This window comes from Rothia sp. HMSC076D04 (genome assembly GCF_001814645.1).
In the GTDB taxonomy this organism is placed as follows: Bacteria; Actinomycetota; Actinomycetes; order Actinomycetales; family Micrococcaceae; genus Rothia; species Rothia mucilaginosa.
Window position 1 is genome coordinate 435,114 of sequence record NZ_KV817365.1, and the last position, 11,438, is coordinate 446,551.

General features: G+C 58.1%; 12 protein-coding genes. 9 read left to right on the forward strand and 3 right to left on the reverse strand.

Translation table 11 applies throughout. From position 1 onward, the window contains the following. Window positions 1-212: 212 nt before the first annotated feature. The 3 genes from HMPREF2980_RS04085 to HMPREF2980_RS04095 all read left to right on the forward strand — a co-directional run bounded on the left by HMPREF2980_RS04085 (window position 213) and on the right by HMPREF2980_RS04095 (window position 2,509). Window positions 213-923 (forward strand): DUF6318 family protein, encoded by a 711-nt coding sequence (locus HMPREF2980_RS04085; protein WP_070690280.1) that lies wholly within the window; start codon window positions 213-215, stop codon window positions 921-923. A gap of 2 nt (window positions 924-925) precedes the next feature. Further along, entirely contained in the window at window positions 926-1,645 is a 720-nt protein-coding gene (locus HMPREF2980_RS04090; protein WP_070688241.1) for a DUF6318 family protein, read from the forward strand. 207 nt (window positions 1,646-1,852) lie between these two features. After that, complete coding sequence (locus HMPREF2980_RS04095; protein WP_070634065.1) at window positions 1,853-2,509, forward strand: DUF6318 family protein; 657 nt, start codon at window positions 1,853-1,855, stop codon at window positions 2,507-2,509. Between the two features lie 166 nt (window positions 2,510-2,675). Here the strand turns inward: HMPREF2980_RS04095 and HMPREF2980_RS04100 are convergent, their stop codons facing one another. Further along, window positions 2,676-3,305, reverse strand: coding sequence for a DUF3043 domain-containing protein (locus HMPREF2980_RS04100; RefSeq protein ID WP_070634064.1), 630 nt, complete (start codon window positions 3,303-3,305; stop codon window positions 2,676-2,678). Between the two features lie 115 nt (window positions 3,306-3,420). Here HMPREF2980_RS04100 and HMPREF2980_RS04105 point away from each other — a divergent pair, with 115 nt between their 5' ends. The 6 genes from HMPREF2980_RS04105 (at window position 3,421) to HMPREF2980_RS04130 (ending at window position 9,186) form a co-directional block, all read left to right on the forward strand. Beyond that, window positions 3,421-4,815 carry a M20/M25/M40 family metallo-hydrolase gene (locus HMPREF2980_RS04105; RefSeq protein ID WP_049341233.1) on the forward strand — a complete coding sequence of 465 codons (1,395 nt, stop codon included), beginning with the start codon at window positions 3,421-3,423 and terminating at the stop codon, window positions 4,813-4,815. A 291-nt stretch (window positions 4,816-5,106) separates the two neighbouring features. Next, complete coding sequence (locus tag HMPREF2980_RS04110) at window positions 5,107-5,460, forward strand: HesB/IscA family protein (RefSeq protein ID WP_049337623.1); 354 nt, start codon at window positions 5,107-5,109, stop codon at window positions 5,458-5,460. A gap of 103 nt (window positions 5,461-5,563) precedes the next feature. Then, window positions 5,564-6,634: an anthranilate phosphoribosyltransferase gene (gene trpD / locus HMPREF2980_RS04115; RefSeq protein WP_049337622.1), complete on the forward strand. Its 1,071-nt coding sequence runs from the start codon at window positions 5,564-5,566 to the stop codon at window positions 6,632-6,634. 498 nt (window positions 6,635-7,132) lie between these two features. Next, a complete protein-coding gene (locus HMPREF2980_RS04120) occupies window positions 7,133-7,582 on the forward strand; it encodes an NfeD family protein (RefSeq protein WP_070690281.1) in 450 nt (149 codons plus the stop codon). Window positions 7,583-7,662: 80 nt separating this feature from the next. Beyond that, window positions 7,663-8,658: an SPFH domain-containing protein gene (locus tag HMPREF2980_RS04125; RefSeq protein ID WP_070690284.1), complete on the forward strand. Its 996-nt coding sequence runs from the start codon at window positions 7,663-7,665 to the stop codon at window positions 8,656-8,658. A 189-nt stretch (window positions 8,659-8,847) separates the two neighbouring features. Continuing rightward, entirely contained in the window at window positions 8,848-9,186 is a 339-nt protein-coding gene (locus HMPREF2980_RS04130) for an RNA polymerase-binding protein RbpA (RefSeq protein ID WP_005506034.1), read from the forward strand. Window positions 9,187-9,387: 201 nt separating this feature from the next. Here HMPREF2980_RS04130 and HMPREF2980_RS04135 read toward each other — a convergent pair whose 3' ends face one another. Together HMPREF2980_RS04135 and HMPREF2980_RS04140 are read right to left on the reverse strand one after the other, a co-directional pair. Further along, entirely contained in the window at window positions 9,388-10,122 is a 735-nt protein-coding gene (locus tag HMPREF2980_RS04135; protein ID WP_049327188.1) for a polyprenol monophosphomannose synthase, read from the reverse strand. 122 nt (window positions 10,123-10,244) lie between these two features. Then, complete coding sequence (locus HMPREF2980_RS04140; protein ID WP_070690286.1) at window positions 10,245-11,423, reverse strand: amidohydrolase; 1,179 nt, start codon at window positions 11,421-11,423, stop codon at window positions 10,245-10,247. Between the last annotated feature and the right edge of the window lie 15 nt (window positions 11,424-11,438).

Genomic DNA, 11,438 nt, shown 5'->3' on the forward strand with positions numbered 1-11,438 from the left:
GCGAGTGGAATTATATAACTCTTGTGGAGCCTACTGGCGAGTGGCACAGAGACGTCAATATCCAGAAGGATAACGATACGTGGAAGTTTGAGTTTAAGTACTCCGATTCTTCCTGGAAGATTGTTGGCTGCGAACAGGTAGATGGCTAATGTGCTGAGAATTAGCGCATTTCAAAATTCTAGAGTTTTGTATTTCTGAGGATAGGAATTTCTGTGTCTTCTTTTGTTATTAACCGCCGTGCATTGTTCGCTGGCGCCGTGTCCCTTGGTGCGTCAGCTTTGCTCGCAGCGTGTGGTCAGCAGGCAAATAACGAGGCGGCAGCTACCGCATCCGCTGCGCCGAGCGAGTCGGCTTCGGCATCTGCGGTAGCTACCGATTCTCCCTCTGCGAGTGCTACCCCGTCTACTGTCCGTGGCTATTCGGGCGGGTCGAAGGCTCCGGATGGGGAGTACCGCCCTGCTGACAAGCACGGTAACGCTCAGAATGTGCCCAAGCCTAACGCTCCTGAAGAGGGCTATCGCGAGAAGTCTATTGAAGGTATCCGTAAGACGATGGATGCATGGATTAAATGGGGTAATTATGGTGTGCAGACTGGTGACTATTTAATGGCTCGTCAGTTCATTTCACCGACTTTTGAAGTTGAGCTAAAAGAATACGATGATATTGAAGACCTTTATCGACGCGGAGGTTGGGTAATTGACGGAATAGAAAACCTGCGTGCTGATGGTGCGCCTTGGTCAGAAGATGGAGAGATATATTTCTGGAAGGCATACCGAGAATGGAATCGCGAGATATATGTTGAATATGATGGTAGCTGGCGTGGATGGAATAATGATGATAAAAGCGATGATACGTTTAAATATGAATTTAAACATAATGGAACAAAGTGGGAAATTGTGGGCTACGAAGGTGTGGATAAGTAATCATGGAGAAATTTTTGAAGGATTCTGATGTGTTGAGTCGCCGCACCCTGCTGAGTAGCGGTGCGCTTGTGGGCCTGGGGGCCCTGCTTGCGGCGTGTGGCCAGCAGGCAAATAACGAGGCGGCAGCTACCGCCTCCACCGCACCGAATGAGTTGGCTTCGGCTGCGGTATCTGAGTCGCCTTCGGCGAGTGCTACTCCGTCTACTGTTCGTGGCTACTCGGGTGGTTCCAAGGCGCCGGATGGTGAGTACCGCCCTGCGGATAAGTACGGCAATGCACAGAATGTACCCAAGCCTGCTGAGCCAGAAGATGGGTACCGTGAGAAGTCTGTTGAAGGCATGCGTAAGACCCTTAAAGCGTGGGTTGAATGGGCTAACTATGGCACCGAGACTGGTGATTATTCCGTGGCTCGTCAGTTTGTGTCGTCGGAGTTTAAAGATGAGTTGCAGGCATATGCCGATGTTGAGGATCTTTACGCTAGTGGCGGTTGGATTATTGGTGGAGTTGACTATTTTGAGGCTGATGGTGCGCCGTGGTCTGAGGATGGGGAGACGTATTTTTGGAAGGCGTATCGTCACTGGGATCGTGAGATTTATGTTGAATCTGACAGTAGTTCGCGTAGCTGGGTGAATGAGGATAAGACCAATGACACTTTCAAATTCGAGCTGAAGCATGATGGTCAGAAATGGGAAATTATGGGCTACGAAGGTGTGGATAAGTAATTATGAAGAAATTTTTGATGGATTCTGATGTGTTGAGCCGCCGCGCATTTTGAAGCAACAACCAAAGTGAAGCCCTCCTAAACTTTCCGCAAGATAGACCGCCACCCGCCCGGAGGGTAGGAAAGCAATGACAGGTTCCACGTGCGCGCTCGCGCATAATGGAGATAAGCGGGAGACCATGCACTACAACGATGTGGAGGACCAACCATGAACCCGAACATGCTGAACCGCCGCTCAATGCTGACCGGAGGCACACTCATCAGCCTCAGCACCCTACTCGCCGCCTGCGCACCGCACGACATCACAACTGCAGGAGACGGATCCACCGCCTCCGGCAAGTCTGCCACCAACAGCAGCCCAAGCAGTAGTTCCGGCAACAATGCCGGTAACAGCGAATACCGCAAGGCAGACGCCAAAGGCCCCGCCCAGAACGTCCCCAAACCCAACGCCCCCGAAGACGGCTACCGCGCAAAGACCCCCGACGGCCTCCTCAAAACCATGGACGCCTGGAACCAATGGGTCAACTACGGCGTCCAAACCGGCGACTACAGCAAAGCCCGCGAATTCCTCTCCTCATCAAACGACGGAGAACTCAAAATCTACAAGGAAATAGAAGCGCTCTACCAGCGCGGCGGATGGGTCATCGACGGCATCGAACACTTCGAACCCGAAGGCATACCCTGGAGCGACGACGGCCAAACCTACTACCTGAAAACCAACCACGAATGGGACAAACACACCGAGGTAGAACCCGACGGCCGCCAAGAAACCTGGAGCAGCGACAAGGAAGAAGAAATCTACACATTCGCCCTCGAACACCGCGACGGCAGGTGGCAGATCCTCTACTCCCGAATCGAAGCCTAACCGTACCGGCGTATAACCACGACATATACGTCCACGCGTAAGAGGGTAAGAATTAGCGGGCACAAAAATAGGGGAGAGGCCTTGAACCTTCAGGACCTCTCCCCACACCCAACAAGCACAACCCCCACAGAGCCACTAGGGAGCCACACCGCAGGGCACAAACGACTTAGTGCGGGTACTCGCCGTACTTCACCATCGGAACCGGGCGGCGCATACGACGAATCATCATCATACGGTTAAACGCATACATGCCAGAACCACGCTGAACCTCGCCGAACTTCGCAATCAGCTTCTTCTTCAGGCTGCGCCACAAAATAAAGTAGTCAACAACCCACAGAATCATCAGCGCATACATTGCGTACACGGAACCGTAATAAATCGGTGCCGCCGCAGTAGACGTACCCGACACACCCTGAGCAATCCAGCCACCAATAAGCAGAACCAGCAGCACAGCCAACATAAAATCGCCAAGGTTACGGCGCGCATCCACATAATCACGGATATAACGGCGCTGCGAACCACGGTCCACGGCGGGCAGGTAACGTTGATCGCCACCCATCAACGCATCATTCTGACGCTCACGAGCCTTCGCCATCGCCTCACGTTCACGCGCCTTCGCCTCCTTACGGTCATTAACAACCAGAGGCTGACGACGAGCCGCCTGCTGCTCCTTACGCGAAGGAGTAGGACGGCCCTTCTTCGGGGTGAACTTCGGATTAACCGGAGCCTGAGGCTCCTCTACAACCTGCGGCTGAACAGCTTCCGCTTCAGCCTTCTCTTTCTTACGACCAAACACCCTCCCATCATACCCGAACGGCACACACCAAACCCGCCCCCACAAGCCCACACCAGCAACTGAAACAACCCCAACCACCCGGCGGCGGCGGGTAAGGTAGGGGTAAGGTAGAAACATGACTACTGAATTCACCCACCACAGCGCCCTCCGCGACGCCGTCACCAAAAACTTCGAAGCAACCCTGCAGACCCTCACCGAGCTCGTTGCCATCCCCTCCATCGCCTGGGAATCGCACGACCTCACCCAGGTAGACCGCAGCGCCGAGGCAGTCGCCGCGCTCGCAACCAAGGCAGGCTTCAACAACGTACGCATCGAACGTGCCACCTACACCACCGCCGACGGCACCGAAAAGCAGGGCATGCCCGCCGTCATTGCCTCCCGCCCCGCCGCAGAAGGCTACCCGACCATCCTGCTCTACGCCCACCACGACGTACAGCCCGCCGGCAACCTCGACCTATGGGACACCGACCCCTTCGTCGCAACCCGCAAGGGTGGCCGCCTCTACGGCCGCGGCGCAGCAGACGACAAGGCAGGCATCCTCGTGCACCTCGCCGCGCTCGCAGCCCTCAACGAAACTCTCGGCGAGGACTTCAAACTCGGTGTGAAGCTCTTCATCGAAGGCGAAGAAGAGGCAGGCTCGCCCTCCTTCGTCTCCTTCCTCAACACCTACCGTGAGGAACTGTCCGCCGACTACATCGTGGTCGCAGACTCCGCCAACTGGCGTGCCGGCGTACCCGCACTGACCACCAGCCTGCGCGGCGTCGCATCCGGCGACATCGAGGTGCGCGTCGGCAGCCACGCCATCCACTCCGGCATGTTCGGCGGCCCCATGCTCGACGCACACACCCTCATGGCGCAGCTACTCGCCACCCTGCACGACGCCACCGGCGCCGTAGCCGTCGAAGGCCTACACCGCGCCCCCGAGCCCGAACTCGAATACGCCGAAGCAGACTTCCGCAACGACTCCGGAATCCTCGACACCGTACCCCTGGCAGGCACCGGTAGCGTTGCCTCCCGACTGTGGACCCAGCCGGCAATCTCCGTCATCGGCATGGACATCCCCTCCATCGCAACCTCCTCCAACACCCTCGCCGTCGTATCCCGCGCACGCATCAGCACCCGCCTAGCACCCGGCGACAACCCCGAAAACGCACACCGCGCACTCGCCGAACACATCAAGGCACACGCACCCCACGGTGCTCAGGCGAACTACACCGCCGTCGACTCCGGCATGCCCTTCGCCACCGAAGTCGACGCAGACGGCGCACAGACCGCCCTCGACGCAATGCGCGCCGCATGGGACGTAGAACCCGTACAGACCGGCATGGGCGGCTCCATCCCATTCATCTCCGACCTGAAGGACGTCTTCCCGCAGGCACAGATTCTCGTCACCGGCGTAGAAGACCCCGACACCCGCGCACACAGCGCCAACGAGTCCCTCTACATCCCGGACTTCAAGAACGCAATCCTTGCGGAGGCGCTGCTTCTGAGCGCACTCGGCGCTCGCTAAACGCGCTCGCTGACCAGCACCCACTCGGTTAGAAAGTTTCAGGAAGCGCGGGGGAGAAACATCCACAAAAAGTGGGGGAGAAAGGTCACAAACCCCAACCCCCACTTTTTCGGTATCCTAGAAGCAGAATTATTTGTCAAGCCCCCACACCAACACTCACGCCCCCGGCGAACTATGCACACCCTAGGTTGTACATCAAACACCCGGGCGCGTATCGTGAAGGCTAAAACACCCACACGCGGCGCACACGCGGCGCACACGGGCAACCAACAAAACAAAAGGACAACACCAATGAGTGCAACCACCATCGAACTGCCGACCCACGGCGTCAACCTCACCGAAGTAGCACAGACCAAGGTCCGCACCCTCCTCGAGCAGGAAGGCCGCACCGACCTGCGCCTGCGCATCGCCGTCCAGCCCGGCGGCTGCTCCGGCCTCATCTACCAGCTCTACTTCGACGAGCGCGTCCTCGACGGCGACGCAGTCCGCAACTTCGACGGCGTAGAAGTCATCGTCGACAAGATGAGCGCGCCCTACCTCGATGGCTCCACCATCGACTTCGAAGACACCATCGAAAAGCAGGGCTTCTCCATCGACAACCCCAACGCAGCAGGCTCCTGCGCATGCGGTGACTCCTTCCACTAAACCGCCACCACGCGCCACTAAAGCGCAACGCGCCTAATAAACCCCCGTCTCGCATACTGCACCCAACCATGCAGATACGCGGCGGGGGTTTTACACTTAACACATGACTACGCACGAAATCACCTGGAAATACATCCTCAACCAGCTCGTCAAACACCAAAACCTCACCGACACCGAAGTCGCCTGGGCAATGGACCAAATCATGACCGGCCAAACCGAACAGCCGATCCTCGCGTCCTTCCTCACCGCCCTCCACTCCAAAGGCGAAACTCCCGAAGAACTCGGCGCACTCGCAGCCGGAATGATTGCCAAAGCCGAAACCGTCGACATCGACCCCAACGCCGTAGACATCGTCGGCACCGGCGGCGACCAGCAAAACACCGTCAACATCTCCACTATGGCCGCCCTTGTCATCGCAGGCACCGGCGCAACCGTCGTCAAGCACGGCAACCGCGCCTCTACCTCCAAATCCGGCTCCGCAGACGTCCTCGAAGCCCTCGGAATCCGCCTCGACATGCCCATTCCCGCAGTCGCCGAATGCGCTCGCGAGACTGGCATCACCTTCCTGTTTGCCATGACCTTCCACCCGGCAATGCGCCACGTGGGCCCGACCCGCCGCCTGCTGGGCATTCCGACCGCATTCAACTACCTGGGCCCCATGACGAACCCGGCCCGCGTGAAGTCCTCGGCTATTGGCGTTGCTAACCCGGTCATGGCTGAGAAGATGGCTCACGTCTTCGCAGAGCGCGGCGACCACGCCCTGATTTTCCGCGGTGATGACGGCCTGGACGAGCTGACCATCGCCACCACGAGCCGCCTGTGGGAGGCTGTGGACGGCGAGCTGACCGAGTACCGTTTTGACCCGACCGAGTACGGCCTGCAGAACGCGCCGCTGGAGCAGCTGCGAGGCGGCGACGCCGAGTACAACGCGGGTGTTTTCCGTGCCATTTTGGCGGGGGAGGGCGAGGCCCCGAAGAGCCCGCTGCGCGCTATTCACGACGCTGTGCTCATCAATGCGGCCGCAGGCCTGGTGGCGTACCGCCCGGTCAACGGTGAGAGCTTTGAGACCCGCTTCACTCAGGCGCTGGCCGATGCACGCGAATCTATTGCATCCGGTGCAGCAGAGCGTGTGCTCAACGCCTGGGTAGAGTTCAGCTCCAGGCACGCAGAATAAAGAAGCCTAGTAGCTGATGATAGGCACCCGAGATGGGGCGCACCGAATGGTGTGAGCTCGTCTCGGGTGTTTGTCGTTTAACGGGAGGCGTTGAGGAATCCGAGGTTCGGAGCATGTGAGCGTACGGCTAGCTGAGGCGCGCGGAGTTCAGAACCGCGGATGGAACAGCGCGGTCGCACTGCGAGGAGCGCAGGTTTGACCCGTGCCAGCCTGAGCGTAGAAAGCACCGGTGAGCAGTCGGTGGGGTAGTGAAAAATAGGTCTACTTTACATAATGTATATTATCGGCTTTTTAGGGAGGTCTAGAATGAACTCAAGATTCCCGTATCTAAATAAAGTCTTAACAGTTCATGTATTAACCTCACTCGGTCACCAGAACTATCGCCTACACTCAATCCACCTGAAATAATGGATATACCCCGCATCACGAAGGTGCTGTCGCCTCGTGTGCAGATCCAACGTCAACCACGCCGGTTGATGTACATCAAAGGAGAAACTCGTGGATTGGCTCTTTGAGACACCCTGGACACTCTGGGTTGCACTCGCCCTCGTTTTCGCCGTCATAGAAATGCTCAGCCTCGACTTGTTCTTTCTCATGCTGGCGATTAGCGCAGGCATTACCGCAGCAATATCGCCCTTCGTCGATAACATGCTGATTCGAACCGTTATTTTCGTGGTGATCTGCCTGATTCTGGTTCTTGGCTTGCGCCCGCCGTTGCTGAAAAAGCTCAATAAATCAGCAACCGGCGCTGTTACTAATGCTGAAGCACTCGTTGGTGCTGAGGTGCGCGTCACTCAAGATGTGACTAATGAAACCGGTTTGGTGGTACTAGCTGGCGATACCTGGACGGCACGCACCGCCTCCGGAATGCTCCCTGCAGGATCGCACGCGAGGGTACGAGCTATCGAGGGTGCTACCGCAATTGTAGAGCCTCTCCCCCACGACTAAGACCCATCTGAATACCGGCTCCAAATACCAATTCAGATACCCCAAAAACACACCATATAACTCACCGATAAGGAGAAATAATGCCTATCAGCCTTATTCTGACGGTCCTACTCATCCTCTTCGTGCTGACGATGCTAGCCAAGACCGTGCGCGTCATCCCGCAGGGACGAGCCGGCATCGTCGAACGACTGGGCAAGTTCCACGCCGTTCTCAACCCCGGCCTGCACATCGTCATCCCCGTAGTTGACCGCGTGCTGCCCCTCATCGACCTGCGCGAACAGGTGGTTTCCTTCCCCTCGCAGTCCGTGATTACCGAAGACAACCTCGTGGTTGGTATCGACACCGTCGTGTACTTCCAGGTCACCGACCCCCGCTCGGCAACCTACGAAATCACCAACTACATTCGCGCCGTGGACGAGCTGACCAGCGCAACCCTGCGTAACGTCGTTGGTGGCCTGAACCTGGAGCAGACCCTCACCTCCCGCGACCAGATCAACGCGGAACTGCGAGGTGTACTCGACTCCACCACCGGCCGCTGGGGCCTGCGCGTCTCCCGCGTGGACATCAAGGAAATCCAGCCCCCGGTGTCCATCCAGGACTCCATGGAGAAGCAGATGCGTGCAGAGCGTGACCGCCGCGCCGCAATCCTCACCGCAGAAGGCCAGAAGCAGTCTGACATTCTGACCGCAGAAGGTGAATCCCGCGCCGCTATCCTGCGTGCAGAGGGTGAAAAGCAGGCACAGATCCTTCGCGCAGAAGGTGACGCACAGTCCGCAATCCTGCGCGCAAACGGTGAAGCCGAAGCCGTGCAGAAGGTCTTCGCCGCAATCCACGAATCCAACCCCAGCCAGCAGCTGCTCACCTACCAGTACCTGCAGACCCTGCCCAAGCTCGCCGAAGGCGACGCAAACAAGCTCTGGTTCATCCCGACCGAACTCGGCGATGCACTGCGCGGCCTGGGCAACGCATTCGGCACCCTGCCCGCATCCGACCTCGCGGACGCGCCCAAGAAGCCCGCAGCGGAGGCATCCAAGAGCGCACCGCAGGCACCCGGAAGCTACGGCATCAACGGCTAAACGCGAAATCTAACGCATAAAAAGGCGCGAATCACCAAAAATCACGCCGAATAAACGCCACCACGCTGGGCGGGTGGAGACTATTACCGATATAATGGATGTTTTGTAAACGTTCGAGGGAATAGCTCTCCCCCGCCCAACGTTACGCCTAAAGCGCCAAAGAGCGCACCCGACGACACTGGAGGAAAAATGAGCGATCGTAGCCTGCGCGGTATGCGCCTGGGTTCCCAGTCGATGGAAACCGAATCGAACGTACAGCCCGCGCCCCGCCAGCGCGTCGAATACCGTACCGCTGACGGTGACCGCGTTTTCGTGACCTTCGCGGCAGAAGCAGAAATCCCCTCGGTATGGACCGCAAAGTCCGGTAAGGAAGCATACCTCGTCAACGGCGACTCCACCGCAGACGCCGAAGAAGAGAAGCCCGCACGTACCCACTGGGATATGCTCATGGAACGCCGCAGCATCGAAGAGCTGGAAAAGACTCTGGAAGACCGCCTGGAATACTACCGCAAGCACTACGCGCTCTAAAAGCACCGTAGAGGCGCCGTAGAAAGGCTGTAGAAGCCCGCTAAGAGCCACCCGTGCTCTGAGGCGGGCTTCTTGTTTGGTAGGGGGCTTCCCATCGGCACGTGAGCCAGGATAGAGCGCTACAGAAAGCGTAAAAAGACCGGGGCGGATACGTTATGTATCCGCCCCGGTCTTTCGTATAAGTCTCAGAGCGAGGGACGATTACTTGCCCAGAGCCTTCTTCAGCTTCTGAATGCGGTTAGCCATACCCCAACGGGTCACCTTAGACATGGAGTCAAAGATAATGTTGCCGTCCATCTTCGAAGCGCCAATCTCACGCTCAACGAAGGTAATCGGAACCTCAACAATATTCAGGCCAGCCTGCTCAGAACGCCACGCCAGATCAACCTGGAACACGTAGCCCTTAGAGTCAATACCGTCCAGGTTCAGACGCTGCAGGGCCTCACGACGGTACGCGCGGAAACCAGCGGTAATGTCCTTGATGGAGGTGCCCAGAATCAGGCGGGTGTACAGGTTAGCGCCGCGAGAGAGAACCTGGCGGTGAGCCGGCCAGTTCTTGGTCTTGCCGCCGGGAACGTAACGCGAGCCAATAGCCAGGTCAGCGCCCGCCTCCACAGCACGAACCAGAGAAGGAAGCTGCTCAGGCTGGTGCGAGCAGTCAGCATCCATCTCAATCAGAACGTCGTAGCCTGCCTCAAGGCCCCAATCGAAGCCAGCAAGGTACGCGCCACCCAGGCCGTCCTTAACGGTGCGGTGCAGAACGTGAATCTGGGAATCCTTAGCCGACAGCTCATCAGCAATCTGGCCGGTGCCGTCGGGGCTGTTATCATCCACCACGAGAATGTCCACCTCGGGAGCTGCCTTACGAAGACGCTCTACCACGATGGGTAGGTTCTCCTTCTCGTTATACGTCGGGATGACAGTTAGAACGCGCATATTACTCCCTCACAGGTGTATATAAAACAGACCGGTAGATGTCCAGTATACCGGGTAAACATTCAAATCAATGAATTATTGAGGGGTTGAAACCCCTTAAAAAGCCTCTGACAAGCTAAAAATTAGTTACTTTCAGTGTAAATAGATTCCAGGATGGGCAGAGGCGAATCTTCATCCAACACCGGAAGCAGCGGAATGCGAGCGCGGGGGTCGGTGCTCCACGATGCAACGCGGGAGTCGGGTGCTTGAACCATGAGGGCTTCGACGCGCCATTGTGCTACGTATGCGGGGGTGTCGGGGGTGAGCTGACCGGTGAAGGGGTTTTCTTCGTGTGCTAGGCGGTATACGCCGCGGGTGAGGGCGGCGAAGGCGCTGCGTGCGGAGATGCCGTGTTCGTCGTTGACGAGTTCGCGGATGAGGGACCAGGCGCCGGGTGCGTAGAGTTGGGTGTCGGAGCCGAGGGCGATGGAGGTGCCGGTTGCGTTTGCGCGGCGGGCGACTGAGGCAACAGACTCACGCGCTTCTCCCCCGGCGTGTGCGAGGAGTGCCTGGACGGTGTCGTTGGTGGCTTCGTCTTCTTCGGGTTCGCAGACGCTCAGGCCGAGGTTGATGCGTGCTTCTGCTAGTTGGATGAGGTGTTCGTCGGTGATGGGGTCTTGCGGGGTGCTGGTTGCTGCGTCGAGGCGGATGGGCAGCCAGGGGCGGTTTTTGCGTGCGGTGAGTGCTGCGTCGGCTGCGTCGGCAAAGCTGGTGGATGCGTCGATGGAGAGCAGGAGTGCTGCGTCTTCGGCTACCTGTGCTGCTGCGGGTGCCTCGGTGGGTGCGACGGAGATACCGACTAGCTGCAGGCCTTTGATGGCGCGTTCGCCTTCGGTGAGGGGGCGTAGTGCCTTGATGGCGCTGATTAGTTCGTCGGTTTCTACGCCGGTGGCGTTGAGGATGAGGCGGATGTCGGGTACGCCGTGTTCGGCGTTGTAGTAGCTGAGTGCGGAGACGAGGTCGGGTACGTCTTCCATGCCGGCGAGTAGGGTGTGCGTGTGGTAGCCGGCGGCGCGGTATGCCTGCAGGTAGTCGAGGATTTCGGGTGCTTCTTTTCCTGCTACCGGTGCCAGTGCGCGCGCAAAGGCGGGGGTCAGCAGGGCGCCGTCGAGTTCGGTGATGGTGGCTGATTCGTCGGCAATTGAACGTGCCCCGGAGTCGGAACCAACCCAGCGGACGAAGCCGTCTTCGACGAGCATTGCGGTTGCGTACGGGTCGACCGGGCTGTACACGCTACCATCTACAAAAATACGGGTAGACATTAGATTCCTTTCACC